Annotated in this window: 22 protein-coding genes and 3 tRNA genes; 13 read left to right on the top strand and 12 right to left on the bottom strand. The window is 68.2% G+C overall.

What is annotated here, in order from left to right:
• Positions 1 to 79: 79 nt before the first annotated feature.
• Together M1L58_RS05775 and M1L58_RS05770 are read left to right on the top strand one after the other, a co-directional pair.
• Positions 80 to 901, top strand: coding sequence for an alpha/beta fold hydrolase (locus M1L58_RS05775; RefSeq protein WP_006865225.1), 822 nt, complete (start codon positions 80 to 82; stop codon positions 899 to 901).
• Between the two features lie 30 nt (positions 902 to 931).
• Positions 932 to 2152, top strand: coding sequence for a cupin domain-containing protein (locus M1L58_RS05770; RefSeq protein ID WP_248658163.1), 1221 nt, complete (start codon positions 932 to 934; stop codon positions 2150 to 2152).
• A gap of 66 nt (positions 2153 to 2218) precedes the next feature.
• Here the strand turns inward: M1L58_RS05770 and M1L58_RS05765 are convergent, their stop codons facing one another.
• The 5 genes from M1L58_RS05765 to M1L58_RS05745 form a co-directional block, all read right to left on the bottom strand.
• On the bottom strand, positions 2219 to 3316 hold the full coding sequence (locus tag M1L58_RS05765; RefSeq protein ID WP_248658162.1) for a fused (3R)-hydroxyacyl-ACP dehydratase subunits HadA/HadB: 1098 nt from the start codon (positions 3314 to 3316) through the stop codon (positions 2219 to 2221).
• Between the two features lie 236 nt (positions 3317 to 3552).
• Positions 3553 to 3720 carry a 50S ribosomal protein L33 gene (rpmG, locus tag M1L58_RS05760; protein ID WP_003929651.1) on the bottom strand — a complete coding sequence of 56 codons (168 nt, stop codon included), beginning with the start codon at positions 3718 to 3720 and terminating at the stop codon, positions 3553 to 3555.
• A 93-nt stretch (positions 3721 to 3813) separates the two neighbouring features.
• A tRNA-Met gene (locus M1L58_RS05755) sits at positions 3814 to 3887 on the bottom strand.
• 21 nt (positions 3888 to 3908) lie between these two features.
• A tRNA-Thr gene (locus M1L58_RS05750) sits at positions 3909 to 3981 on the bottom strand.
• Positions 3982 to 4100: 119 nt separating this feature from the next.
• A tRNA-Tyr gene (locus tag M1L58_RS05745) sits at positions 4101 to 4181 on the bottom strand.
• 268 nt (positions 4182 to 4449) lie between these two features.
• On the opposite strand from M1L58_RS05745, the gene M1L58_RS05740 reads away from it, so the two are divergent.
• Together M1L58_RS05740 and htpX are read left to right on the top strand one after the other, a co-directional pair.
• Positions 4450 to 4941, top strand: coding sequence for a YajQ family cyclic di-GMP-binding protein (locus tag M1L58_RS05740; protein ID WP_005199629.1), 492 nt, complete (start codon positions 4450 to 4452; stop codon positions 4939 to 4941).
• A gap of 202 nt (positions 4942 to 5143) precedes the next feature.
• The gene (gene htpX, locus M1L58_RS05735) at positions 5144 to 6001 is read left to right on the top strand and encodes a zinc metalloprotease HtpX (RefSeq protein WP_006865228.1); all 858 of its coding nucleotides are present in this window, start codon (positions 5144 to 5146) and stop codon (positions 5999 to 6001) included.
• A 171-nt stretch (positions 6002 to 6172) separates the two neighbouring features.
• Here htpX and M1L58_RS05730 read toward each other — a convergent pair whose 3' ends face one another.
• On the bottom strand, positions 6173 to 7189 hold the full coding sequence (locus tag M1L58_RS05730) for a polyprenyl synthetase family protein (RefSeq protein ID WP_040535158.1): 1017 nt from the start codon (positions 7187 to 7189) through the stop codon (positions 6173 to 6175).
• 119 nt (positions 7190 to 7308) lie between these two features.
• On the opposite strand from M1L58_RS05730, the gene M1L58_RS05725 reads away from it, so the two are divergent.
• Together M1L58_RS05725 and M1L58_RS05720 are read left to right on the top strand one after the other, a co-directional pair.
• Complete coding sequence (locus M1L58_RS05725; RefSeq protein WP_248658161.1) at positions 7309 to 8592, top strand: geranylgeranyl reductase family protein; 1284 nt, start codon at positions 7309 to 7311, stop codon at positions 8590 to 8592.
• 196 nt (positions 8593 to 8788) lie between these two features.
• The gene (locus M1L58_RS05720) at positions 8789 to 9796 is read left to right on the top strand and encodes an oxygenase MpaB family protein (RefSeq protein WP_248658160.1); all 1008 of its coding nucleotides are present in this window, start codon (positions 8789 to 8791) and stop codon (positions 9794 to 9796) included.
• A 302-nt stretch (positions 9797 to 10098) separates the two neighbouring features.
• Here the strand turns inward: M1L58_RS05720 and M1L58_RS05715 are convergent, their stop codons facing one another.
• Positions 10099 to 10806: a demethylmenaquinone methyltransferase gene (locus M1L58_RS05715; RefSeq protein WP_154884220.1), complete on the bottom strand. Its 708-nt coding sequence runs from the start codon at positions 10804 to 10806 to the stop codon at positions 10099 to 10101.
• A gap of 44 nt (positions 10807 to 10850) precedes the next feature.
• Positions 10851 to 12005 carry a glycosyltransferase family 4 protein gene (locus M1L58_RS05710; protein ID WP_248658159.1) on the bottom strand — a complete coding sequence of 385 codons (1155 nt, stop codon included), beginning with the start codon at positions 12003 to 12005 and terminating at the stop codon, positions 10851 to 10853.
• A 108-nt stretch (positions 12006 to 12113) separates the two neighbouring features.
• On the opposite strand from M1L58_RS05710, the gene M1L58_RS05705 reads away from it, so the two are divergent.
• On the top strand, positions 12114 to 12731 hold the full coding sequence (locus M1L58_RS05705) for a Type 1 glutamine amidotransferase-like domain-containing protein (RefSeq protein WP_248658158.1): 618 nt from the start codon (positions 12114 to 12116) through the stop codon (positions 12729 to 12731).
• Here the strand turns inward: M1L58_RS05705 and M1L58_RS05700 are convergent.
• Complete coding sequence (locus M1L58_RS05700; RefSeq protein ID WP_248658157.1) at positions 12718 to 13260, bottom strand: hypothetical protein; 543 nt, start codon at positions 13258 to 13260, stop codon at positions 12718 to 12720. The two genes, M1L58_RS05705 and M1L58_RS05700, sit on opposite strands and share 14 nt — an antisense overlap.
• Positions 13261 to 13305: 45 nt before the next feature.
• The gene (gene menD / locus M1L58_RS05695) at positions 13306 to 14994 is read right to left on the bottom strand and encodes a 2-succinyl-5-enolpyruvyl-6-hydroxy-3-cyclohexene-1-carboxylic-acid synthase (RefSeq protein ID WP_248658156.1); all 1689 of its coding nucleotides are present in this window, start codon (positions 14992 to 14994) and stop codon (positions 13306 to 13308) included.
• A gap of 61 nt (positions 14995 to 15055) precedes the next feature.
• Here menD and M1L58_RS05690 point away from each other — a divergent pair, with 61 nt between their 5' ends.
• The 4 genes from M1L58_RS05690 to M1L58_RS05675 all read left to right on the top strand — a co-directional run bounded on the left by M1L58_RS05690 (position 15056) and on the right by M1L58_RS05675 (position 18773).
• On the top strand, positions 15056 to 15673 hold the full coding sequence (locus tag M1L58_RS05690; protein ID WP_248658155.1) for a class I SAM-dependent methyltransferase: 618 nt from the start codon (positions 15056 to 15058) through the stop codon (positions 15671 to 15673).
• A gap of 63 nt (positions 15674 to 15736) precedes the next feature.
• Positions 15737 to 16813 (top strand): AbrB family transcriptional regulator, encoded by a 1077-nt coding sequence (locus M1L58_RS05685; protein ID WP_248658154.1) that lies wholly within the window; start codon positions 15737 to 15739, stop codon positions 16811 to 16813.
• Positions 16814 to 16861: 48 nt separating this feature from the next.
• A complete protein-coding gene (locus M1L58_RS05680; RefSeq protein WP_248658153.1) occupies positions 16862 to 18169 on the top strand; it encodes a saccharopine dehydrogenase family protein in 1308 nt (435 codons plus the stop codon).
• Positions 18170 to 18326: 157 nt separating this feature from the next.
• Positions 18327 to 18773 (top strand): Hsp20/alpha crystallin family protein, encoded by a 447-nt coding sequence (locus M1L58_RS05675; protein ID WP_006865240.1) that lies wholly within the window; start codon positions 18327 to 18329, stop codon positions 18771 to 18773.
• 133 nt (positions 18774 to 18906) lie between these two features.
• Here the strand turns inward: M1L58_RS05675 and M1L58_RS05670 are convergent, their stop codons facing one another.
• The gene (locus tag M1L58_RS05670) at positions 18907 to 20088 is read right to left on the bottom strand and encodes an EAL domain-containing protein (RefSeq protein WP_006865241.1); all 1182 of its coding nucleotides are present in this window, start codon (positions 20086 to 20088) and stop codon (positions 18907 to 18909) included.
• Positions 20089 to 20555: 467 nt separating this feature from the next.
• On the opposite strand from M1L58_RS05670, the gene M1L58_RS05665 reads away from it, so the two are divergent.
• Positions 20556 to 21713: a GGDEF domain-containing protein gene (locus tag M1L58_RS05665; RefSeq protein WP_248658152.1), complete on the top strand. Its 1158-nt coding sequence runs from the start codon at positions 20556 to 20558 to the stop codon at positions 21711 to 21713.
• Here the strand turns inward: M1L58_RS05665 and M1L58_RS05660 are convergent.
• Positions 21662 to 22420, bottom strand: coding sequence for a hypothetical protein (locus M1L58_RS05660; protein ID WP_248658151.1), 759 nt, complete (start codon positions 22418 to 22420; stop codon positions 21662 to 21664). The two genes, M1L58_RS05665 and M1L58_RS05660, sit on opposite strands and share 52 nt — an antisense overlap.
• A 172-nt stretch (positions 22421 to 22592) precedes the next feature.
• On the opposite strand from M1L58_RS05660, the gene M1L58_RS05655 reads away from it, so the two are divergent.
• Complete coding sequence (locus M1L58_RS05655) at positions 22593 to 24692, top strand: Rv1355c family protein (protein WP_248658150.1); 2100 nt, start codon at positions 22593 to 22595, stop codon at positions 24690 to 24692.
• Positions 24693 to 24708: the final 16 nt, after the last annotated feature.

Below are 24708 nucleotides of genomic sequence, written 5' to 3'. Positions count from 1 at the left end.
CCGCCAGCATCGACGACATCGGCGTCGCATCGGACGAGTCTTGGGATCACCGAAACAAGCACTCACCCAGGAGAATCCGATGCCGTACATCACCACCACCGACGGAACCGAGATCTACTACACGGAGCAGGGCAGCGGGCAGCCCGTGCTGCTCAGCCATGGCTGGCCGCTGTCGTCCGACGCCTGGCAGGTCGAGCTCAAGCTGCTCTCCGACGCGGGGTACCGGGCGATCGCCCACGACCGTCGCGGACACGGCCGGTCGACGAAGACCGCTGTCGGCCACGACATCGACACCTACGCCCGCGACCTCTCCGAACTCGTCGAGGCGCTCGATCTCCGTGACCTCGTGGTGGTCGGCCACTCCACCGGCGGAGGCGAAGTGGTGCGGTACGCGGCGAAGTACGGCAGGGGTCGCGTCGTCAAGGTCATCACCGCAGGCGCCATCCCGCCGCTGATGCTCCAGACCCCGGACAACCCGGAGGGAACTCCCATCGAGGCCTTCGACGAGATCCGCGCCGGTGTGCTGGCCGACCGGTCCCAGTTCTGGAAGGAACTCGCCGAGCCGTTCTACGGCGCGAACCGCGAGGGCGCCAACGTGTCCCAGGGCGCGAAGGACGACTTCTGGCGGCAGGGCATGATGGCCAACCTCTCCGCCGTCTACGACTGCGTCAAGGCGTTCTCCGAGACCGATCAGACCGAGGACCTGAAGGCGCTCGACGTGCCGATCTTCATCGCCCAGGGCGACGACGATCAGATCGTGCCGATCGCGGCCGCTGCGGAAAAGGCGATCAAGCTGGTCGCCGACGGCACCCTGAAGGTGTACCCCGGTGCGCCGCACGGCATCTACGGCGACTATCAGCACGAGCTCGACTCCGACATCCTCAAGTTCATCGCCGGCTGAGCCCGCCGCATCCACCCCGGGAGCAGATCAATGAACTCGCCGAACAACACCACCGCGACCATCGGCCACGAGACCCCCACCGTCGGCAATCCGGACCTGCCACCGGAGGGCAGCATCAACACCGTCGACCACCCGCGCAGCACCGAGATGCGCGGTCCCCGGAATCCGGCGATCGACAGCCAGTTCCCCGACCAGATGGACCCGCCCGCGACGGATGTCAGCACGCAGCCGTTCTTCTGGTCGTCGTTCAACATCTCGTCGCGGCGCATCCAGGCCGGCGGCTGGGCTCGCGAACTCACCCAGCAGGACTTCGCGATCTCCGACGAGATCGCCGGGGTCAACATGTATCTCGAGCCGGGCGGCATCCGCGAACTGCACTGGCACCAGACCTCCGAGTGGGCGGTCATGACCCGCGGCAAGGTCCGTGTCACGACCCTCGGCAGGTCCGGCAAGCCCAGCGTCGAGGACGTCGAGGAAGGCGACCTCTGGTTCTTCCCCGCCGGCACGCCGCATTCACTGCAGGGCCTCGGGCCCGACGGCGGCGAGTTCGTCCTGGCCTTCGACGACGGCGAGCAGTCGGAGAGCAACACGCTGCTGCTCACCGACTGGTTCGCACACACCCCACCGGAGGTGCTGGCCAAGAACTTCGGTGTCGCGCAAGAAGTCTTCGACGACATCCCGCTGCACAACCTGTGGATCTTCCCCGGCGACGAACCCGGCGATCTCGCGGCCGACCAGGACGCCGCCGGAGTCGAGTGGGGCGCGAGCGAACCGGTCATCTTCCGGTTGTCGCGGACCGAGCCGGTCGTCGAGAACAGCGGCGGCAGCATCCAGATCGCCGACAGCACCAACTTCCCGGTGTCGAACACGGTCGCGGCCGCACTGGTGAGCATCGAACCAGGGTCCATGCGCGAACTGCACTGGCATCCGAACGCCGACGAGTGGCAGTACTACCTGCGGGACCAGGGCCGGATGACGGTGTTCAACACCGGGCCGCACGCCAACACCACCGACTTCCGGGCCGGCGACGTCGGGGTCGTCCGACGCAACTACGGCCACTACGTCGAGAACACCGGAGACGAGGTGCTGCAGTTCCTCGAGGTGTTCCGCGCCGACAAGTACGAGGAGGTGTCACTGGCCCAGTGGCTGAGCCATGTCCCGCCGAAGCTGCTGGCGCAGCACCTCAACATCGACGAGGCCACCCTGGCCACGTTCCCGAGGGGTGCGCAGGGGATCACTTCCCTGCGATGAGGGAACAGGTGGAACGACGACGGCGACGACCACAATGGTCGTCGCCGTCGTTGTCTGTTCGGTGCGTCAGTTGAACTGGACGACCACGGTGGCGCGGCCGAAGATCCGGCGGTCGCCCTGCTTCGCGGTGATCGCGATGGTGCCGCGGCGGGTCTCCGGGTCGAGCGACTTGACCTTGCCGGTGAAGTCGACGGCGGCGCTGTCGTCGGCCGGGACGTACACGGGGCTGGTGAAGCGGACGCTGTACTCGCAGAAAGCGGCCGGGTCGCCGATGAACTCCGACACGAAGCTCGCGCCGAGGCCCATCGTCTGCATGCCGTGGGCGACCACGTTGTCCATCCCGGCCGCGTTGATCACGTGGTCGGAGAAGTGGATCGGGTTCGGGTCGCCGGCGACGCCGGCATAGTTCGACAGGTTGCCGCGCGTGAGGAAATACCGCTTCGGCGACAGTTCCTGCCCGACGGACAGGGTGTCGAAGTTCACCGCGGCGTACGCGCCGGGACTCTGGGTCGGATCGGGCAGGTCGTAGCGACCGGCCTTGGCCTCGACGGTGTGCCCGGGATCGCCGATGGCGTCGATCTTGATCATCACGTGATCGAGGGAGGCCTCGAGCTCGGGGTCGACGTCCATGCCGGGGCGTGCGGCCAGCGAGGTCCAGGTGGTCATGACGGGCTCGTCGTGCTGGTTCCAGATGACGTTCTTGGTGACCATGAGGTCGATCATCTCGGGGCTGCTGACGTGGCGGAACGATTCGAGCGAGACGTCGCAGATCAGGCGGTCCCCGACCTTCATCGGCTGGTGGTAGACGAGCCGCTGGTCGGTCTGCATGATCTGCCACATGTCGTAGCCGGTGACGACGTCTTCGAAGAGCTTGCGCTGGGCGATGATGCCGAGCACGGAGACGTAGGTGGGTGCGGCGATCAGGGTCTCGTGGCCGTACTCGCGGGCGCCCTTCTCACTCCAGTGGGTGGGGTGCGCGTCCTGCACGGCCATCGCGTGCTTGCGGACCTCTTCGCGGCCGATCTCGTAGTAATCGTCGACGGTGTAGTGGAAGCCGACAAGCGACTGCGTGTGCGCGGCGATCTCCTCGGGGGTGAGCTTGGCGCCGCCGTTCTTCGACTCGGCGATCCGCTCCTGGAGGTCTGTTCCACTCGCGTCTGACATCTGACTACTGCTCCCTTCGCATGACCGACCGGGAGTGGCCCGGACCGGACTACGTGGGCCGAAAGTCGACGACCCACCCGCGCCGCGCTGCGCGTGTTGTCTCGATTGAGTTTATTGAGTTGTGCGAAACATCCTGCGCCGGGCGACCCCCTGGCCCGGTACAAGCAAAACGAGCTGCCTCTTCTCAGAGGCAGCCCGTGTGCTGGTTCTATACCGGAATCGCCGACTGACGTCGTTTAGCGCGATTCCTTGTGCGCCTGATGCTTGCCGCAGTTCGGGCAGAACTTCTTGATCTCGAGGCGATCGGGATCGTTGCGGCGGTTCTTCTTGGTGATGTAGTTACGGTGCTTGCACACCTCGCATGCCAAGGTGATCTTGGGGCGAACATCTGTTGAGGAGGCCACTTGATTGCCTTCTTTCGAGTGGTACGTGGTCGGGTTCGGCAGTTCCCTCAGGGCTTGCGACCCTTGCGCTCGGTTCCGGTCGGACCCGATGTGTAGCGGTGGAGGGACTCGATCCCTCGACCTCACGATTATGAGTCGTGCGCTCTAACCAGCTGAGCTACACCGCCCCGCGGACTTGTCGTCCAGCGAGCCCCCTGACGGAATCGAACCGTCGACCTTTTCCTTACCATGGAAACGCTCTGCCGACTGAGCTAAGGGGGCGTGCCCCGGGCATTTCTGCTCGAGAGCCTTAACGAGGTTACACACTCATGTCCGTGCTAGACAAATCGCAGGTCAGAGACCCTCTGTCAGGCAGTTTTCATGAACGTTCACCACGTTCGTGGCAGGTATAGGATTCGAACCTATGTAGCTTGCGCGACGGATTTACAATCCGCTCCCTTTGGCCGCTCGGGCAACCTGCCGTGCTGCTCCCACGGCCGCCGTGACGGTCGTTCGAACAACGCGGTGAAGAATACAACGAACCATACGTCCGCATGCAAACCGGCTGGTCAGCGAGGCAGTTTTGGCGGCTCCCGACCGGCCCCGACGCACCGCCATCGGTTGAGCCACGCCCTTCTGTCGGTTGAGCCACGCCCTTCTGTCGGTTGAGCCACGTCCTCTGTCGGTTGAGCCACGTCGAAACCCCGCCACACCCCGGTCCACCTGAGGCGATGACATAACCTGTCGGACATGGCTGATTCATCGTTCGACGTGGTGAGCAAGGTCGACCGCCAGGAGGTCGACAACGCACTCAACCAGGCTGCCAAGGAGCTGTCGCAGCGCTACGACTTCCGCGGCACCAACACCGGTATCGAGTGGTCCGGCGAGGAGACGATCGTGATCACCTCCGATGCCGAGGAGCGCGCACAGGCCGGTCTCGAGGTGTTCAAGGAGAAGCTGATCCGCCGCGACATCTCGCTGAAGGCATTCGACGCCGGCGAGGTCGTCGGGTCCGGCAAGACCTTCAAGATCAGCGGCAAGCTGGTCCAGGGCATCGACTCCGAGCACGCGAAGAAGATCTCCAAGAAGATCCGCGACGAGGGCCCGAAGGGCGTCAAGGCGCAGATCCAGGGCGACGAGCTGCGTGTCTCGAGCAAGAAGCGCGACGACCTCCAGGCCGTGATCTCCCTGCTCAAGGGCGAGGACTTCGGAATCGCCCTGCAGTTCGTCAACTACCGCTGACCTCCACAACTCTCATCCCCGCCCGCGATCCCAGCCGGGCGGGGATGAGAACTCTTCACCCCCATCGAGCACGACGCCCGCCGACCATGGATGTGTGCAAGGTCGCACCACGGACCGTCGGAAACCGAAACGGACACTGCGTCGTTTGACTGAACGAGGCGCCTACATCCCCGGTTCGGCGCACGACAGACGAGGACCCCCGATGCATCTCAACGGATTGAAGACCGCAGCCCTGCTGGGTGTGATGTCGGCGATCATCGTCGGAATCGGTGCGCTGTTCCAGAGCCCCCTGATCCTCTGGGGGTCGGTGATCGTCGCCGTGGGTATGAACGCCTACGTGTACTTCAACAGCGCCAAGATGTCGCTGAAGGCGATGCACGCCCAGCCCGTCACCGAGCTGCAGGCACCCGTCATCTACCGGATCGTGCGCGAACTCGCCACGGCCGCCCACCAGCCGATGCCGGCGCTCTACATCTCCCCCACCGAGTCCCCCAATGCCTTCGCGACGGGCCGCAACCCGAAGAACGCCGCCGTGTGCTGCACGACCGGCATCCTGCAGCTGCTCGACGAGCGGGAGTTGCGCGCGGTCCTCGGCCACGAGCTGTCCCACGTCTACAACCGCGACATACTGATCAGCTCTATCGCCGGCGCGATGGCCGCGGTCATCAGCGGCCTGGCCAACTTCGCGATGTTCATGGGCGCCTTCGGTGGCCGCGGGAACGGACCCAATCCGCTCGCGATGATCCTCGTCGCGTTCCTCGGACCCATCTCGGCAACGCTGGTGAAGATGGCGGTGTCGCGGTCACGCGAATTCCAGGCCGACGAGTCGGGCGCCGAGCTGACCGGTGATCCCCTGGCCCTCGCCTCCGCCCTGGCGAAGATCTCCGGCGGCGTCCAGGCCGCACCGCTGCCGCCGCAGCCCGACATCGCCGCGCAGTCGCACATGATGATCGAGAGCCCGTTCCGCGCCGGCGATCGCATGGCGAAGATGTTCTCCACCCACCCGCCGACCGCCGAACGCATCCGGCGGCTTCAGGAGATGGCCCGCAACGGGCGCTGACCTCGATACGCGGCGTCCTCGCTTCGCTCGGTCGGCGCTACTCGGCCGGCAGAACAGTCCTCCGCTGGTTGAGCAGGCGACGAGCGCAGCGAGGAGCCGTGTCGACCTCCGCTGGTTGAGCAGGCAACGAGCGCAGCGAGGAGCCGTGTCGAAACCAGGCTGGTGAGGCTGCTACCCGACGCGGTCGATGGTGTAGTCCACCAGCGACGAGAGCGCCTTGTGCGCCGGGGTCTCCGGCAACTCGGCGAGCATCGCATGGGCCTCGTCGGCGAAGCTCTGCAGCTTCGCGCGTGCCGCGGCCATGCCGGCCGACGATTCGAGCAGCTCGAGGGCCTCGGCGACCTCGGCGTCGTCGGTGAGCGGCCGTGAACCGCCGTCGGGAGCGACGAGGAGTTCCCGCAGCCGTGCCGACGTGGCGTCGTCTCCGGTGAGTGCGTACAGCACGGGCAGGGTGTGGACGCCCTCGCGGAGGTCGGTCCCCGGGGTCTTGCCCGAGTCGACCGACACCGAGCTGATGTCGATGATGTCGTCGGACACCTGGAAGGCGACGCCCACGATGTCGCCGATCTTGGAGAGTCGTTCGATGTCGTCGGTGGTCGCGCCGGAGGCCATCGCACCGAAGCGTGCGGCGGCCGCGATCAGCGAACCGGTCTTCTCCCACACCACCTGCAGGTAGTGGTCGATGGGGTCCGCGCCGGGCTTCACGCCGACGGTCTCCCGCATCTGGCCGGTGACGAGTTCGGCGAAGGTCTCGGCGATGATGCGCACCGCCTCCGGACCCAGCGTCGACACCAGCCGCGAGGCGCGGGCGAACAGGAAGTCACCGGAGAGGATCGCGATGGAGTTCGTCCAGCGGGCGTTGGCGCTCGGGGCGCCGCGCCGCATGGAGGCCTCGTCCATGACGTCGTCGTGGTAGAGCGTCGCGAGGTGGATCATCTCGACGACGGTGGCCGAGGTGATCACGTCCTCCGAGTCGGGACGCGGCCCGAACTGCGAGGCGAGGATCGCGAACATCGGCCGGAACCGCTTGCCGCCGGCCTTGGCCAGGTGGGTCGCGGCCTCGGTCATGACCTCGTCCCCGGACGAGAGCTCACCCAGCAGCAGGTCCTCGACCTTCTGCAAGGAGGAGCGCACCGTTTCGGCGAACTCATCCGATACCAGGTCCAACCCGGCGAATGTGGACTTCACAGCTACGCCGCCCCATCTCGTCTGATCCGGCTAATGTGTGTCGGCGGAGGCCCGAGTGTCCTCGTGACCCCACCTGCCTGCCGAGCCTATCCGGTCCGGGGTACGGACATACTGTTCGGGTGAGCCCTGAGAATTCGACGCCCCGGGATGCCTCCTTCCCCGATCACGCCGACGTGTTGGTGGTCGGCGCGGGACCGGGCGGGTCGGCGGCGGCAGCACATGCCGCGGCGGCCGGTCGAGACGTCGTCCTGGTCGACGCCGCGGTGTTCCCGCGCGACAAGACGTGCGGCGACGGTCTCACCCCGCGCGCCATCGCCGAACTCGACGCGCTCGGCCTCGGTTCGCTGGTGGCCGACCGGCCCCGCATCGACGGCCTGCTCCTCAACGGGTGGGGCGCGCGGCAGCAGGTCCGGTGGCCGTCGGGCCGCTTCCCCGCGTACGGCAGCGCGGTTGCACGGACCGAGTTCGACGACGCGATCCGCGCGCACGCGGTGAGTAAGGGCGTCCGAATGATGCAGGGCGCCAAGGCTATCGACGTGACGATGGACGGCGACCGGGTCGGCGCGGTGACGTTCTCCGCCGGCGGCACCACCCACACCGTGCGCGTCGGCGATCTGATCGTCGCCGACGGGGTTCGCTCGGGACTCGGCAAAGCCCTTGGGCGCGAGTGGCATCGGGACACCGCCTACGGCGTCGCAGCGCGCGCCTATGCACCCTCGGCACGCGCCGACTCTCATTGGATGGGTTCACATCTGGAGTTGCGTGGCCCTGACAGCGAACTCCTACCCGGTTACGGCTGGGTGTTCCCGCTCGGCGGCGCCGACGGCGGGGCAGGTGGCGGACTGGTGAACGTCGGCGTGGGCGCGCTCGCGACCGCGAAACGACCGGCACACATGGCACTTCGCCCGATCCTCGAGCACTACGCCGCAATGGTTCACGACGAATGGGCACTCGGCGGACCGCCGGTCCGCATCGCGTCGGCGCTGCTGCCGATGGGCGGTGCGGTGACCGGGGTCGCCGGCCGCAACTGGGTACTCATCGGCGACGCCGCCGCCTGCGTCAACCCGCTCAACGGCGAGGGCATCGACTACGCGATGGAGACCGCCCGGCTCGCCGTCGAACTCCTCGGCGCCGACGACTACACCGACCGCTGGCGCGACATCCTCGTCGGCCACTACGGGCTCGCGTTCTCCGCCGCCCGACGCCTCGCCGGACTCCTGACGATGCCGCAGACCGTGCCGACGCTCGGCCGCCCCGGCATCCGGTCCCCGCAGCTGATGTCGATGGTCGTCCGGGTCATGGGCAACCTGATCACCGACGAGGACGCCGACCTCGTGGCGCGCGCCTGGCGGACCGTCGGCCGCATCTCCAGCCGTGTCGATCCGCGGCCGCCGTTCGCCTGACGCAGTGCTCCCGCGTATCCGATTCCTTCCCGCGGGCCCTACCTGACGAGCGCGAGTGAAACACGCACGCGGCAAATCTGCGACGTGTCCCAACCCGGGGTGCCCGATGAGACATCGGGGCGGTACTGTTCCAACAGTGTGGCGCCCACCACACCCATGCAACAATCGAGACCACCGCCGACCCTGGAGATGGAACATGTCCACTGCATCCACTCTCGCCACCCGAGCCAAGCACGCCGTCCAGAACCGGGTGGCGCAGCGCTATCACCTGCGGGGCGACATCGATCGCATGGACGCCGACAACGACCCCACCGCCATCTCCCGGGCGCTCGCCACCCAGGAGTTCCCCTGGGGCATCACCCAGGCGCTGAGTTTCGCGCTGTTCCGTACGTACGCGGTGCCGTCGATCGGCGATCTGCTGTACAAGACGAGCCAGTTCACCGAGTCGACGCAGAAGCGCTACGACGATACGGTCCTCCTGCTCGACGCCCCGATCGAACACGGCGTCGACAGCCCCCTGGGCCGCGCCGGCATCCGCCGGATCAACCAGATGCACGGTATGTACGACATCCCCAACAGCGACTTCCTCTACGTGCTCTCGACCTTCGTGGTGTGCCCGGTCGAGTGGGTGAACGCCTACGAGTGGCGCAAGCTCACCAACCACGAGATCCGCGGCCTCACCAACTACTACCGCCGCGTCGGGCAGCTCATGGGAATCAAGGACATCCCGGAGACCTACGAGGGTTTCAAGCAGTTCTACGAGGACTACGAGACGGCCAACTTCGCCTTCAGCCCCGACGCCCTGGCCGTCGCGGACTCGACGCTCGACCTGCTGGGCACCTTCATGCCCTACAAGCTGCTCCCCCGCGCAGTGGTGCGCCGGATGTCGTTCGCGCTCATGGACGATCGCCTCCTCACCGCGTTCAGGTACCCGAAGCCGACCCTCGTCGAGCGCATCCTGGTGCGCGGCGGTCTGAAGGCCCGTGGCCTCGCGATCCGGCTGTTCTTCCCGCCGCGGACCGAGCCCCTGTTCGGCCGCCAGACCAAGCAGGTCCGCAGCTACCCCAACGGTTACCGCCTCGAGGAACTCGGCACCTTCGGCCCGGGATGTCCGGCACCCAAGGTGGAGAAGGCAAGCGCCACAGGCTGTCCGGTGCCGCACGAGCTCCTCGCCGAGGACGCTCAGCAGGCCGCCGGTTCCTGACCTATCCGCTGCCTGAGGTGCGAGGAGCGAAAGCCGCCGGGCTGAGTAGCGACGAAGGAGCGTATCGAAGTCGACGAGCCACGAAGGCCTGGTGAGATGAGGTCGCCAGCCCTTCGTGGCTCGCTCCGCTCGCACCTCAGGGAGCAGTGGGCGGGCCGCTCGCACCTCAGGGAGCAGTGGGCGGGCCGCTCGCACCTCAGGGAGCAAGGGGGCTGCGTCGCTCGCACCTCAGGGAGCAGTGGGCGGGCCGCGCGCACTCAGGAGCAGTGGGCGGCCGCTCGCACCTCAGCGAGCGGTCGGACTCAGGCGCGGGCGGAGTGGATCGCGGCGATCCCGCCGGTCATGTTCTGCCAGCGCACGTGGTCGAAGCCGGCGTCGCGGATGAGGTCGCCGAGGGCGAACTGGTCGGGCCAGGCCCGGATCGATTCCGCGAGATAGACATACGCGGCCGGACTGCTGGAGACCTTTGTCGCGACCGCGGGCAGCGCCTTCATCAGGTACTCCATGTACACGGTGCGGAACGGCTTGAGGGTCGGCGTGGAGAATTCGCAGATCACCAACCGTCCACCGGGTTTCAGGACCCGTCGCAGTTCGGCGAGGGCCTTGGGGACGTCGTTGACGTTGCGCAGGCCGAAGGAGATGGTGGCCGCGTCGAAGGAGTTGTCGGCGAACGGGAGCGACAGCGCGTCGGCCGCGACCTTGGGTACGTCGCGGTGTGCACCGGCCTTCAGCATGCCGAGTGAGAAGTCGGCGGCGACACAGTGCGCGCCCGACGAGGCGAGCTCGACGGTCGACACCGCGGTTCCCGCGGCGAGGTCGAGGACGATGTCACCGGGCCGCAGATCGAGCGCCTTGCGGGTCTTCTTGCGCCACCCGCGATCCTGTCCGAAGGACAGCACCGTGTTGGTGATGTCATAACGGCGGGCGACGCCGTCGAACATGGCCGCGACCTCGGCCGGATCCTTCTCCAGACTTGCTCGCTGAGGTGGGTTCGCGCCCGTCGATGCCATGGGAGTCAACCTACCGCCTGGCGCGCAACCAGCGATTCTGGGGCTCAGGCCGGCCGGTCGAACTCGACCGCGACGCCGGACCCCGTCACCGACCGGTAGTGCCCGACGAGTTCGGCACACACCGCAGGCCACGTCCGTGTTCGCACCGCCTGGACGGCCGCCCGGGCGAAGGCGGCCCGCACCGCGTCGTCGTGCAGCGAGTCGACGATTGCGGGCAGGGTCTTCTCGAAGCGCGCGACCTCGAGCAGGTAGCCGGTGCGGAACGGTGTCACCAGGTCGCGTGGCCCACCGGCGTCGGGAGCGATGACCGGCAGGCCGCTGGCCATCGCCTCCTGGATCGTCTGACAGAACGTCTCGTGTTCGCCGGCATGCGCGAAGACGTCGAAGGAGGCGTACGCCCGCGCCAGCGCCGCTCCCCGGAGTTCGCCGGTGAACACCGCATCCGGCAGCGCCCGTTCGAGTCGGGCACGTTCGGGACCGTCGCCGACGACCACCAGCCGCACCCGAGGATTCCCCGACAGTCCCGCCAGCCGCTCGACATGTTTCTCCGGCGCCAGCCGACCCACGAACCCGCACACCAGCGCGTCCTCGCGCCCGCGCAACCACTCGGCGCGAAGCGCACCGCTTCGCCGATCGGGTGAGAACAGGTCGAGGTCGACGCCCCGGCCCCATCGCCGCAACCGCGGCACCCCGCGCGCGGCGAGAGCGTTCATCGTCTCGGTCGACGGGACCAGGGTCAGATCGCACATCTCGTGCAGCTTCCGGGTGTAGCGCCAGGCCGCCTTCTCGACCGCGCCCAGCCGATAGGCCGAGGCGAACCCGGCGACGTCGGTCTGGAACACCGCGACCGTCGGCACACCCAGCGCCCGCGCCGCCGCGGCACCCGCAGCCCCCACCACGAAGGGTGAGGCCAGGTGCACCACGTCGGGCGCGAAGTCGCGCAGCACCCGGTACAGCAGCGGCATCGGCACCCCGACCGGTAGGGAGGTCACCCGCGGAACCCGTACGGCCGGCACCAGATGCACCGGGGTACGCCGACCGACAGTCCGTGGCGCCGAAGCACATCCCCGCGGAGTGTCCGGGGCGACGACGACCACCTCGTGGCCGGTGGACTCCAGATGGTCGACGACCCGCAGGATGGAGTTGACGACCCCGTTCATCTGCGGGAGGAAGCTCTCGGTGACGATCGCAACGCGCATACCCCGACCCTGGGCGTCGGATCTGACCGGCAGCGGCGCAGCGCGTGACACGACGCGCAACGCCTGATGAATTCCCGGGGATCCGTGCCGCCGGTGCACAGTGGACGTGTGCCCGACATCGACCTACTGCTGCTGAGCCGCTGGCTCACGCCGGTACACGACTTCCTCGTCCCCCGGGTCGGCGCCGGTGCCCGCATCGGCTTCATCCCGACGGCGTCGTCGATCTACCCCGACCAGACCTGGCTCGACCTCGACCGCAGCAGCCTGCGCGATCAGGGATTCGAGGTCGTCGACGTCGATCCGGAAGTCGTCTCGGCGGCCACCTTCACCCGCGCGCTGAGCGAGATCGACGCGGTGTTCGTATCCGGCGGCAACGTCTTCCACCTGCTCGGCGCGCTCCGCCACGCGGGCGCCGACCGTCCTCTCGTCGACGCGGTCCGGCGCGGATTGCCCTACATCGGGGTCAGTGCCGGGGCGTGCGTCACCGGTCCCGACATCGCGCCGCTCGCGCTACTCGACGACCCGAGCGAGGCGGCACCCCTGACCTCGACCGTCGGCCTCGAACTCATCGACGTCACGGTTGTCCCGCATGCCGAGGGAACCGTCGGCGGACGCGGCCGGATCGATCGGACGCGGCAGGAGTTCGCCGACCGTCCGCTGCATTTCCTGCGCGACGACGAGGCACTCGTGATCTCCGGTGGGACCACGACGGTCATCGCGGGCTGACGGACTCCTCGTCGGTAGCCTCGCCCGGGTGATCGGCGGTCGCCGGAGTGTCGGGCGCGTCTGCGTCGGAAGAGCCCGGTTCGGAGGAATCGGCGGTCTCCGCGGTCCGACGGTTACGGCGTCGGCTGAACTCCGCGACACCGACCATCAGCAGGCCGACGACCACCCAGCCGACGATGGCGACGGACAGGCCCGGGATGATCGAGAGCATCGCGGTGCGCCCGGTCGGGCGCGCGAGATCCGGGTTGTAGGCGGCATATTCGACGCTGATCCGCTGTCCCTCGCTGAGCTCGGTGGGATAGAGCAGGCCGAAGCGCGGACTGTGGAACGAGCCGTCGGGCGTCTGGAAGTCGACGGCGGCGTGCAGCGCATCCACCGACACCACCTCGGCCATCACGGTGGCCTTGCTCTCCTCGATCGCGGAGTCGTTCTTGAAGCAACCGGCGACGAGCGAGAACGCCATCGCGGTGATGGTGATCCCGACGACGAGCAGCCCGAGCTGAACGCGTCGCTGGATCACCGGATTCATGGCGTTCAGGGTAACCGGCCGGGTACGGGACCGCCGTCGCGCGGTCTAGTCCGCCGACGCTTTCAGGCGCGCCGCGATCGCCGCGTGCACCGATCGCAACCGATCCCGATCCGTGGCGACCTCGATCACCTCGATGCCGCCGGCCGCCGGTTCCTCGGCGAGGACGGCGCGCAGTTCGTCGACGCCGACGCGCCGGTGCGGGATGTGGAAGCCCGCGCACATCGACGCGATGTCGGTGCGGTGCGGGGTTCCGAAGACGCGCTCGTAGGCGCCGGCGTACTGCCCGGCGTTGTAGCGCGGGTCGCCCTGTTCGAGCAGTCCGAAGATCCCGCCGCCGTCGTCGTTGGCCACGACGATCCGCAGCGAATCGGGCCTCGGCTCCCCGGGCCCGATGACCAGGCCGGTGGCGTCGTGGATGAAGGTCAGGTCACCCATCAGCGCGATCGTGCGGGCGCCGGGACGTTCGCGGTCGAGGGCCAGCGCGGCACCGATGGCCGTCGAGTTGGTCCCGTCGATGCCGGCGACGCCGCGGTTGGACAGGACGCGCACGCCTTCGGCGACCCGTCCGGCGAGTGCGATGTCGCGGATCGGGTTCGACGCCCCGACGACGAGCTGGTCGCCCGGCGCCATCGCAGCGCTGACAGCTCGCGCGACGTGCAGTCCGGTGGTCGGACCGGGTTCGTCGAGCTCGGCCTCGACTGCCCCGGCCACCCGCTCCTGGACGGCGGCGCACTCCTTGATCCAGTCCTCGCGCGGTTCGCCGACGACCTCGATGCGCGTACCGGTCGCGAAGACGTTGCCCGAGACGTCGGGCCAGCGCGGACCGGTGGTCAGCGCGTAGACCCGCACCTCGGGGTCGGCGAGCAGCCGCGAGACCCCGCGATGCAGCGTCGGACGGCCGCAGATGATCGCCTGCCTGGGACGTACCGAGTCGAGTGCGAGCGGGTGCAGCGGGGTCGCCGGGTGCGGCGCGGTCGGTTCGGCAACCGTCGGCACGTCGGCGAGGGCGGGATGCTCACCCGAGCCGTGTCCGGACACCACGACCGTGTCCAGCGACAGGTCGATGGGCAGCGGGACGTCGAGTTTGCCGACCGGCGCCTGCGTCCACGGCAGTCCGCCGGGACGTCCGGCGAACGACCCCAGATCGTCGTCCCCGACCTCGTCCGGGTCGGGCACGAGCGGTTCCCGCAGCGGGATGTCGAACTGGACCGGGCCGGCGTTGCCGGTGCGGGCACCGCGCGCGGCGGCGAGCACACGACCGACGGCCGACCGCCACTGGCTGTTGGTGTCGAGGTCGCGCTCGGCGAGGCCGAGGCTGATCGCGGCGCGCACCTGGGTGCCGAAGAGACCGAACTGTTCAACCGTCTGGTTGGCGCCCGAGCCCAGCAGCTCATACGGCCGGTTGGCGCTGATCACGACCAGCGGGACGCGGGCGTAGTTGGCCTCGAAGACCGCCGGACCCATGTTGGCCACGGCCGTGCCGCTGGTCATGACGATCGGCACCGGTTCCTTCGACGACACCGCCAGGCCCAGCGCCAGGTAACCCGCGGACCGCTCGTCGATGCGGACGTGCAGCCGCAGCCGGCCCGCCGCGTCGGCGGCGTGCAGGGCGAAGGCCAGCGGCGCGTTCCGGGACCCCGGGCACAGTACGGCTTCCCGCACACCGCCCCGGATCATCTCGTCGACGATGACCCGCGCCTGCAGCGTCGAGGGATTCGGAACCGGTCGATTCATTCCTCAAGCGTAGGGACTCGAACTCTCGCGGTGCGCCGGGGAGCGGCGTTACGCTGGTCACGTGGGATTTTATGACGACCGCGTCGTCCCGCACCTGGTCCACGTCGCGTGCGGGATGTCGGCCCTGACACCACTGCGAGAGCGCACCTGCGCCCCGCTGAGCGGGCGGATGCTCGAGGTCGGTTTCGGCTCGGGCCTCAACGTCGGGCTGTATCCCGACACGGTCACCGAGGTCGCCGCGGTCGAACCCTCCGATGTCGGCTGGCGGATGGCCGCCGACCGGGTCGCGGGGTCCGCGGTACCGATCGAACGCTCCGGACTCGACGGCCAGGAACTGCCGTTCGACGACGATTCCTTCGACGCCGCACTGTCGACGTTCACCCTGTGCACCATCCCCGACCTGGGCGCGGCCCTCGCCGAGATCCGCCGCGTGCTCCGGCCGGGCGGCACCCTGGCCTTCCTCGAACACGGACTCGCCCCCGACGAGAAGGTGCGCACGTGGCAGCGTCGGCTCGAGCCGATCCAGAAACGCATCGCCGGCGGGTGCCACCTCACCCGGGACGTCCGTGCCGAACTGACCACGGCCGGGTTCGCCCTCGGCACCGTCGACTCGTTCTATCAACCGGGCGTCCCGAAACCCCATGGGGCACTGAGCCTGGGCACGGCGCAGCCCACCTGATCCCCGGCGGCCGGCCTCGCCCGCCCTCGGCACCCGGCAAGGTGCTGCCCTACTGTGGGCACAATGCGTCGCTGGACATTGCTGGCCCTCCTGACCGCGGCCGCGACGCTGATCCTCGAACTCTTCGACGTCGACGCGGCAGCCCTGTTCGCCGGTCTCGTCGTCGCCGGCCTGCTCGCGATCGCCGGTCGTGCACCCCGGCAACGCAACTCCCACGACGACCCCGACGCCCCGATCGTGCCGCGCTGGGCGTTCGTCTCGTCCCAGGGCGTGCTCGGCGTCTTCATCGGGACGATGGCCGACCCGGAGACGATCAGCGGCCTGGGTTCGTCGTGGTTCCCGGTGCTGGTGATCGGGATCGCGACCCTCGCGATCTCCGTCGTCTGCGGCGCCCTCCTCGGATTGCATCGTGACGTCGACCCGCTGACCGGTTCGCTGGCCCTCGTGGCCGGCGGCGCCTCCGGGCTGGTGGCCCTCACCCGTGAGTTCGGCGGGGACGAACGGATGGTCGCGGTCATCCAGTACCTGCGCGTCGCTCTCGTCACCGTCACGATCCCGCTCGTCGCCTCCCTCGTCTTCGGGGCCGGCGAGAGTGCCGTCGAGGTGGTCCCGGCGTCGTGGACCGACCAGGCGTGGGGCCTGTTACTGCTCGTCGTGTGCCTGGGTGTCGGCATCCCCGTGGGACGTTTGCTACGCCTCCCGGCCGCCGGGTTGCTCGGCCCCCTCGCGATCTCGACGGCGGCCGAACTCACCGGTGTCGCCGGCGACGCCGCGGTGTCCCCGATCCTGCTCACCGTCGCCTATGCGCTGATCGGGTGGCAGGCCGGACTCGGGTTCACCATGGAGCGTCTGCGAGCGATCGGCCGCGTCCTGCCGCACGCGCTGGCCCTGATCCTGGCCATCGGCCTCGGGTGCGCGCTGCTCGGTGTCGCGCTGTCGGCCTGGACCGGCGAGTCGATGTTCGACTGCTACCTCGCGACCACCCCGGGCGGCATCTATGCCGTCCTCGCGGCGGCCACCGGCGCGGGCGGCAATGTGGCCTTCGTCGTCGCGGCGCAGATCCTGCGGGTGCTCCTCATGCTGTTCGTGGCACCGTTCGCCGCGCGTGCCGCCTCCCGGCGCAGTGGCCGCGCGAGGTAACTGACTCTCCGGTCACATGTGACCCGCGTCCCACGTAAAGTCGGAGAGATGAGCGGGGAATCGAACACCGAGACAAACAGCAACGACAACCAGTCCGCAGCCGGGTCGCACGGCCGCGAGTTCGACGTCGTCGTCTACGGCGCCACCGGCTTCGTCGGCGAGATCACTGCGCGGTACCTCGCCGACCACGCCCCGATCGGCACCAAGGTGGCGCTCGCCGGCCGCAACGAGTCCAAGCTGACCCAGGTCCGCGAACGACTACCGCTCCGCGCCCGGGACTGGCCGCTGATCGTGGCCGACTCCAACTCGCCCGCTGCGCTCGACGCGATGGTCGCCCGCACCCAGGTCGTCTGCACGACCGTCGGCCCCTACCTCAAGTACGGCGAGGCGCTCGTCGTCGCGGCGGCCACCGCCGGGACCGACTACGTCGACCTCACCGGCGAGGTCCCCTTCGTCCGCTACTCCATCGACAAGGCACACGACACCGCGGTCGCCTCGGGCGCGCGTATCGTCCACTCCTGCGGCTTCGACTCCGTCCCCTCCGACATCACCACCTACGCGCTCTACAAGAAGGTCGCCGAGGACGGTGCCGGCGAGATGACCGACACCACGCTCGTGGTGAAGTCGATGCGCGGCGGCCTGTCCGGCGGCACCATCGACTCGATGCGGGTCATCGCCGACGAGGCCAAGAACTCTCAGGCCCGGCGCCTGATGCTCAATCCGCAGGCCCTCTCGGGCGGCCCCGGTGAGGTCCCCCGGGTCAGCCTGTCCGATGAACCGAGCGACCTGTCGATCATCAACGCCAAGAAGGTCGACCCGTCGCTGAGCGGCACGCTCGCCCCGTTCTTCATGGCCGCACACAACACCCGGATCGTCCGGCGGTCGAATGCGCTGCTGGACAACGCCTACGGGTCGAACTTCCACTACGCGGAGACGATGAACGTGGGCGGGGTCCCGGCCTTGTCGACCCTCGCCGCCGGCGCGGTGGCCGTGGGCACCGGTGCGTTCATGGGCGCCATGAGCTTCGGCCCCACCCGCCGCCTCCTCGACCGCGTCCTTCCGAAACCGGGCGACGGACCCAACGAGAAGTCCCGCAACAGTGGGTATTTCGTGGTCGAGACGTTCACCCGGACGACCACCGGCCGACGCTATCGCTCACAGATGCGCGCGCAGGGCGACCCCGGATACAAGGCGACCGCGGTGATGCTCGCCGAGAGCGCCCTGGCACTCGCGCTCGACCGCGACCGTCTGCCGGCCCGCACGGGCGTCCTGACGACCGCCGCGGCCATGGGCGACGCCCTCATCGATCGCCTCCGCGACGCCGGATTCACCATCGACGCAACCGAACTCGGCTGAGCCGAGGCGGCTGACACCACCCGGAAATTCGTTAGCACTCTTTGACCGAGAGTGCTAGACGAGCGCGGAATCCGGTGCTATCTTCGGTGTCAGTACAGCGTTGAGCTGCTCGCCGGACGAGTGGCGGGCAGCCTTGTGAGACAGGAGGTGAACTGCTGTGCTGCGTTTCGATCCGTTTTCCGACATGGATGCCTGGGCCCGGGGCATGCTGACCGGTTCGGTTGCCGGAACCGCGCGTACTCCCAAGTTCATGCCCTTGGACCTCTACAAGGTCGACGACCACTACATGCTCGTCGCCGACCTACCGGGCGCCGACCCGGGCTCGATCGACGTGAGCGTCGACAACGGCGTTCTCACGTTGTCCGCCCAGCGATCTGCCCCGTCCGACGAGGGCGTCGAGTGGCTGGCCAGCGAACGGTTCTCCGGAACCTATCGACGCCAGCTCACCCTCGGTGACTCCATCGACAGTGCCGGCATCTCCGCCCGCTACGACAACGGCGTGCTCACCGTGACCATCCCGGTGGCCGAGAAGGCCAAGCCGCGCCGTATCGAGGTGGAAAGCATCAAACACCAGCAGGCGATCGAGACCGGGACTGCCTCGTAGTCCGAGAAACCCTCTCCCCGAACATCATCGGGAACGACACCGACGGGCCGGTGCGCCGGAGACGGCGCGCCGGCCCGTCGGCGTCCCGGGCCCTGAGTCGTCCTCGGCCTTATGGTGCCATCGCCTCGACGGACTACTGTCCCGTCCAGGAGGCCAGCGGTTCGGGCCGGCCGAAGAAGAATCCCTGCGCATAGTCGAACCCGAACTCCGTGAGCACTTCCAGCACATCGTCGCTCTCGATTCCCTCGGCCACCATCCGCAGCCCGGTGGCCGCTGCCATCTCCGAGATCGCCCGCACCACAGCACGATCGGAATGACTGTGAACCAGCTGGGCGATCAGGGTGCGATCGACCTTCAGGACATCGACGGGCAGATCGCGGACGTAGCGAAGGGCCGAGAAACCGGCGCCGAGGTCGTCGACGCAGATCGTGCACCCGAGGTCGTGCAGGCCGTTGACGGTCCGGGCCGCCGACGTCTCGAGCCGGATCACCTGATCCTCGCGGACCTCGATCCACACCCGTGACGGCTCGACGTGGTGATCACGGATCAGACCGTCGATGTAGCGGACGAGGCCCTCGTCGGAGAGCTGCTGCCCCGAGAGGTTGAGCGAGACGAAGGCCTCCTCCCCCGCCATCTCGGAGATGTCGCCGGCCAGATCCCGGATGGCCTCCCCGATGGCATGCCGTCCGATAGGCGCGAGCAGTGAAATACCCTCGGCGACTGCGAGGAATGCATCGGGAGCGAGAACCCCCGATTCGGTGTGCCACCGCAGCAGCGACTCGTAGCCGACCACCCGACGGTCCGCCATCGCGACGATCGGCTGGTAGAAGACCGAGAAGTCGCGCTCCACCGAACGGGTGAGCCAGGCCGCGAGGTCGACCTCCGCGCTGATCTGCCGCACCATGCCGGGGTGCGCGAACTCGACGTGCACCCGCCGGGTGAGGGCGACGCACAGAGCGGCGTCGGCGTGCCGTACCAGGTCGGTCTCGTCGGAGACGGCGCGGAGATCCGCACTCACGGCGACGCCCATGCAGACGTCGAGGAACGCGCTGCGGTCACCGTCGCTGACCGTGTGCGCACCGAGCTTGCGCCGGGCCGCGTCGATGAGCGCATCGTGGCCGCCGTCGTCCGCGGAGAGGGAGATCAGCCACTGCAGGTCCGACCGGCGTTCGAACCGGGCACGCGGACTGATCGGCATCAGGACCTGCTCGACGAACAACTCGGCGATCGATACGGCGGACCGGTGCCCGTAGGCGACGACTGCGCGATGATAGGGGTCGACCGACACCGCGATCACCGTTGCGTCGCGGTTCAACGCTCCATCATCTATCTCGTCCGATCCCCCCGGCCGCGGCATGATCGCCACGTCCCGCCGTGGGCGAGACTCTACTCGCAGACCGCTCGGTTCGAGCGACGACCCGCGCGCCGAATCACGCTCGAAGAACCGCGGATTCGGTCGGAGGATTTCGTCCGCGTCGAATGGTGTCGACAATCACGCCGGCGAGCACGCGCGACAGCCCGGCCGTAGAATTCCGGGTCTCGGCATCCGCCGGCGCTGTTCGCCGGCGCTCCTCCCTTTCTTCGGGATCTCGGCAAACAATTAGAAAGGCTACAAAACCACTGCTAAGGTGGCTGCAAGTCCTGGGTGCGACGCCACTCAGGATTTGTTCGTTCCGGTTACGATTTTGTATTCGTAAAACCCATGTTCGGAGTATCCGTGACCGCGTGCGCGGTCATAGCGACGGAAAGCGGTCCCGGCGTATGGCCTTGATCAGGAATGTGATGCGACGCTACGACGCGCGCTCCATGGCAACGCTGATCAGCACCGGTGGCGTTCTGCCGCTGCCTCTCATCGCTCTACTCGCGCCCCACACCATCAAGCCGGGCAAGATCATCGTCCTGATGACCATCTGGTCGTTCATCGCCCTGATCTTCGCCTTCACCGCCCTGCGTCGCCGGTTGACCGACCCGGAGTTCGCTGCCCTCGGCGGATTCGGCATCGCGGGCATCGGCGGCACATCGTTGATCCTCGCCGATCCCCTCACCGCAGCTCTGGTGCTGGCCATCGTGGCCGTGATCCCGGCGATCGGCGCGATCTCCGCCTCGCCGCGGCTCATCCTGTCCCACCTGGCGGTCGCCAGCGCCTGCGCAGCGCTGGTCCTCGCGATCCTCGCGGACTCCGTGCCCACCTTCCTGATCAGTTTCGGCGCGATGTTCGGCATCATCGTCGTGCCGGTCTTCCTCGTGGTGGCTCTCCGGAAATCGATGGAGGCCGTTCTCGACCAGCAGACCCGCCTCTGCGGGATCGACCCGCTGACCGGCCTGCTCAACCGTCGCGGTTTCCTCATCCGGGCATCCCAGTTGCTGTCGGCCGCGCGATCCTCGACCGGATGGATCGGCATCCTGCTGCTCGACGTCGACCACTTCAAGCGGATCAACGACGAGTACGGGCACCTTGCCGGCGACGGCGTGCTGCTCTCCGCCGCGGCAGCCATCCGCGAACAAGCACCGGTCGGTTCCGAGGTCTGTCGTTACGGCGGCGAGGAGTTCCTCCTCTTCCACGTCGTCCGTGACAAGGAAGAGCTCTGGCGCAGCGCCGAACGTCTGCGTGCCGCCGTGGCCGCGACCGCACCGGTGACGATCAGTGTGGGGGGTGTCTGCGCACCGCTGGTGTCCTCGCGGGACGGCAGCGCCCACTCGACCGACGACGTCATCGGCAACCTACTCGGCCGCGCCGACGAGTGCGTCTACCGCGCCAAGGAGAGCGGCCGCGACACCACGGTCATCGACACGATCGACCCGATCGTGTGGAACGACGGCACGCTGAGCGCCCACGCCGCGGAGGACCCGCCGGCATCGCCTCCGTCGGCGAGCCTGTACGAGGTCTTCTACCAACGTCCCCCGGACTTCGTCGAGATGGAGACGCGGGGTAGGAGCTGAGCCGCGCCCGCGGCCTGCAGGATGTCGGCTTCCATCCGCATCCGTCGCCACGTCTCGAGAGTGGTGTGTTCGCGGATGCGGGCACGATCCCACCACATGAGGCGCGTGCGGTACCGCTCGTCGGGGAACGGGGTCGGCGGCACGGATTCGTCGACGCGCCCGCCGCCCGACTGCCAGCGCCGTAGAACGTGATCGGCCGCGGTCGCCATCATGTGGTCGGTCCCCGACATCTCCATGATCACCAGACCCAACCGCGAGAGCTGCCCGGCCACCGACCTCGCGATCGGGGAACGCTCATCCACCCAGGCGGTCTTGACCTCGACGATCCCACCGGCGAGGCGCGACTCGATGGCGTTCACCAGCTGCACCTGACCAGGCTGGCCGGCCCACTCGACCAGCGCATGCGACTGGGCCGCCGCACCGAACCTCGGCTGGACACGTAGGCCACCCCGGACCTGGTCGGTGTCGTCGAGGACCGCGAAGAACAGCGCCGTTCCCGCACCCGAGACGACCTCGTCGTAGTCGAGAGCGGCCGCACAGCCGTGCCGTTCGTACGCGGCGGCGGCCCCGTTCAGATACCGATCCCACAATGCGCTCTCACGGCGGGGTGCGGCCGCGACGACCGTGTACTCCGACCCGGCTTCCTCGGCGGTGCCACGCAGAACCCCCGTTCGCACCACCTCACCGGCGGTTCTCATCGTTTTCATCGCAGGATTGCGCCTTCCGAAATGGAGGAATTGGTTGCAAGATCTCCCCTGACCCCGCGTGTAATGTTGCCACAAGAGCGTTTTTATGCAGGCTCACGAGCGCCGTTTCCTCCCGGATTCGGCACCTGCCGACCCGGTTGGCGACGCTCGGTCGAGTAGGCCACGATGAGGTATGCCCTCCGTGCCGGCCACCACCGCCGTCCTGTACTCCGAGTCCGAAGTCCCTGATTCCCTGTTCGACGACGGCTCGCTCGACGTGACCGACCTGACGGCGCAGACCACCCGCGCACTCGCCGAGATCCTCCCACCGGTCGACCCGGCACTCCTGACCGAAAAACCCCGTTTCGCATACTTTCCGTGGCGAAAATCCCTGGTGAAAATCCCCGGTCCACTGTCTTTTCGTCGTCTTCGCCTGGACCGCAACCGGCATAAGCTGACCGCCGCGGATCTCGATGCCGCGGCGAAACTGCGCATCGGTGTCGTCGGATTGAGCGTGGGTCACGCCATCGCCCTCACCCTGACGCTCGAGGGATTGGCCGGCGAATTACGCCTGGCCGATTTCGATGACCTCGAGCTGACCAATATGAATCGAATTCCGGCGACATTGCTGGATATTGAGACGAACAAAGCCGTGGTCGCTTCTCGTCGGCTTTCTGAAATCGATCCCTATCTGACGACTTCGGTGTTCTCCGACGGCATCACCGCGGAGAACATCGACGAATTCCTCGACGGACTCGATCTCGTCGTCGAGGAATGCGATTCCTTCGACGTGAAGGTGCTGGTACGGCACCGTTGCCGCGAGCTGGGCATCCCGGTGCTGATGGAGACGAGCGACGGCGGGACCCTGGACGTGGAGCGCTTCGACCTCGAGCCGGATCGCCCGTTGTTCCACGGCCTCGCGGGCGACCTCCGCATCGAGGACCTCGTGGGGCTCGACCGCGCGCATCTGACGCCGCTGGCCGTCAAGGTGCTCGAGCCGGCTCGGGTCACCGCGCCGATGGCCGCGTCGGCGATCGAGCTCGGTCACTCGGTCACCGCCTGGCCTCAGCTGGCCGGCGACGTCCTCCTCGGTGGGGCGACGGTCGCCGCCGCGGTCCGTCGCCTCGTCCAGGGCAGGCCGCTGCCGTCGGGACGCGTGCGCTTCGATCGCGACGCCTGGCTCGACGGCCTCACCGATCCCCTCGACCGTGCACACGACAACGCCGGCACGGCCGACGAATCGACAGACCAGCTTCCGGTCGAGGAGATGTCCGACCTCGAGCTGATCACGTACGCGGCGAGCCGTGCCCCGTCGGCGGGCAATCAGCAGCCGTGGCAGATCATCGCCGACGACGACTCCGTGACCATCGTGCTGGATCGCTCCCGCACGTCGACGCTCGACATCGAGCATCGGGCCTCCGCGGTCGCGGTGGGTGCCGCCCTGCACAACGCCCGCGTGGCCGCGGCGAGTCGCGGCGTACTCGACGACCTCGAGGTCGTCGCGGACGATCGGACGATCCTCGGACGGGTGCGGCTCAAGGGCCTCGGTGCGGGCGTGCACGCACCCGAGTACGAGCGCGAACTCCGCACCCTGCTGGCGCGGGGGACCCGTCGTGGACCGGGAAACGGTTCACCGCTGGACGACGACGATCTGATCCGTCTCGCCGACGTGGCCGACACCGAGATCACCCGGCTCGTACCGCTCACCGACCGTGCGCGGATCACGACCTTCGCCTCGATCGCCGATCGCTCCGACCGGGTGCGCTTCCTGACTCCGGAGCTGCACCGCGAGATGTTCGCCGAACTCACCGCCGACCCCGCGGCCGGCGCCGGGATCGACATCGCCTCCCTCGACCTGCCGCCGGCCATGGCCGGGATGCTCGACGTGCTCCGCCGCGCCGATGTGATGTCCCTGCTCGACGAGTGGGGCGGTGGTGCCGCACTGGGTGCCGACGCGGCGGCACGGGTCACCTCGGCGTCGGGAATCCTGCTCCTGGTCCAGCGTGGACGGACACCGGCGGACTACCTGCGGGCCGGCCTCGTCGTCGAACAACTGTGGGCGGCCGCCGAACAACTCGGCTACGCCGTACACCCCGTGACCCCTGCGTTCCTCTATGCCCTCGACGACGCGACGGCTCGCTCTCTGTCGAGCAACCACGGCGACGTTCTCGCCGGTCTACGTCGTGAGATGGACGAGCTGTGTCCGGTCGCCGACGACGAGGCCGTCACCATCGTGCTCCGGGTGTCGAGGTCGGCGTCGCCGACGGTGCGCAGCCGTCGGCTCCCCGGCTGACCGGCCGCCCGAACCG

Origin of the sequence: Gordonia sp. C13, from assembly GCF_023218005.1 — a bacterium.
Taxonomy (GTDB): Bacteria; Actinomycetota; Actinomycetes; order Mycobacteriales; family Mycobacteriaceae; genus Gordonia; species Gordonia namibiensis.
The sequence above is the reverse complement of the archived record's forward strand: the minus strand, read 5'-3'. Positions and strand labels throughout refer to the sequence as shown.

Excerpts from the sequence above, each read along its gene's own strand:
- M1L58_RS05775 (WP_006865225.1), top strand. The coding sequence starts at position 80 with ATGCCGTACATCACCACCACCGACGGAACCGAGATCTACTACACGGAG.
- M1L58_RS05770 (WP_248658163.1), top strand. The coding sequence starts at position 932 with ATGAACTCGCCGAACAACACCACCGCGACCATCGGCCACGAGACCCCC.
- M1L58_RS05765 (WP_248658162.1), bottom strand. The coding sequence starts at position 3,316 with ATGTCAGACGCGAGTGGAACAGACCTCCAGGAGCGGATCGCCGAGTCG.
- M1L58_RS05740 (WP_005199629.1), top strand. The coding sequence starts at position 4,450 with ATGGCTGATTCATCGTTCGACGTGGTGAGCAAGGTCGACCGCCAGGAG.
- htpX (WP_006865228.1), top strand. The coding sequence starts at position 5,144 with ATGCATCTCAACGGATTGAAGACCGCAGCCCTGCTGGGTGTGATGTCG.
- M1L58_RS05720 (WP_248658160.1), top strand. The coding sequence starts at position 8,789 with ATGTCCACTGCATCCACTCTCGCCACCCGAGCCAAGCACGCCGTCCAG.
- M1L58_RS05715 (WP_154884220.1), bottom strand. The coding sequence starts at position 10,806 with ATGGCATCGACGGGCGCGAACCCACCTCAGCGAGCAAGTCTGGAGAAG.
- M1L58_RS05710 (WP_248658159.1), bottom strand. The coding sequence starts at position 12,005 with ATGCGCGTTGCGATCGTCACCGAGAGCTTCCTCCCGCAGATGAACGGG.
- M1L58_RS05700 (WP_248658157.1), bottom strand. The coding sequence starts at position 13,260 with ATGAATCCGGTGATCCAGCGACGCGTTCAGCTCGGGCTGCTCGTCGTC.
- menD (WP_248658156.1), bottom strand. The coding sequence starts at position 14,994 with ATGAATCGACCGGTTCCGAATCCCTCGACGCTGCAGGCGCGGGTCATC.
- M1L58_RS05685 (WP_248658154.1), top strand. The coding sequence starts at position 15,737 with ATGCGTCGCTGGACATTGCTGGCCCTCCTGACCGCGGCCGCGACGCTG.
- M1L58_RS05680 (WP_248658153.1), top strand. The coding sequence starts at position 16,862 with ATGAGCGGGGAATCGAACACCGAGACAAACAGCAACGACAACCAGTCC.
- M1L58_RS05665 (WP_248658152.1), top strand. The coding sequence starts at position 20,556 with ATGCGACGCTACGACGCGCGCTCCATGGCAACGCTGATCAGCACCGGT.
- M1L58_RS05660 (WP_248658151.1), bottom strand. The coding sequence starts at position 22,420 with ATGAAAACGATGAGAACCGCCGGTGAGGTGGTGCGAACGGGGGTTCTG.
- M1L58_RS05655 (WP_248658150.1), top strand. The coding sequence starts at position 22,593 with ATGCCCTCCGTGCCGGCCACCACCGCCGTCCTGTACTCCGAGTCCGAA.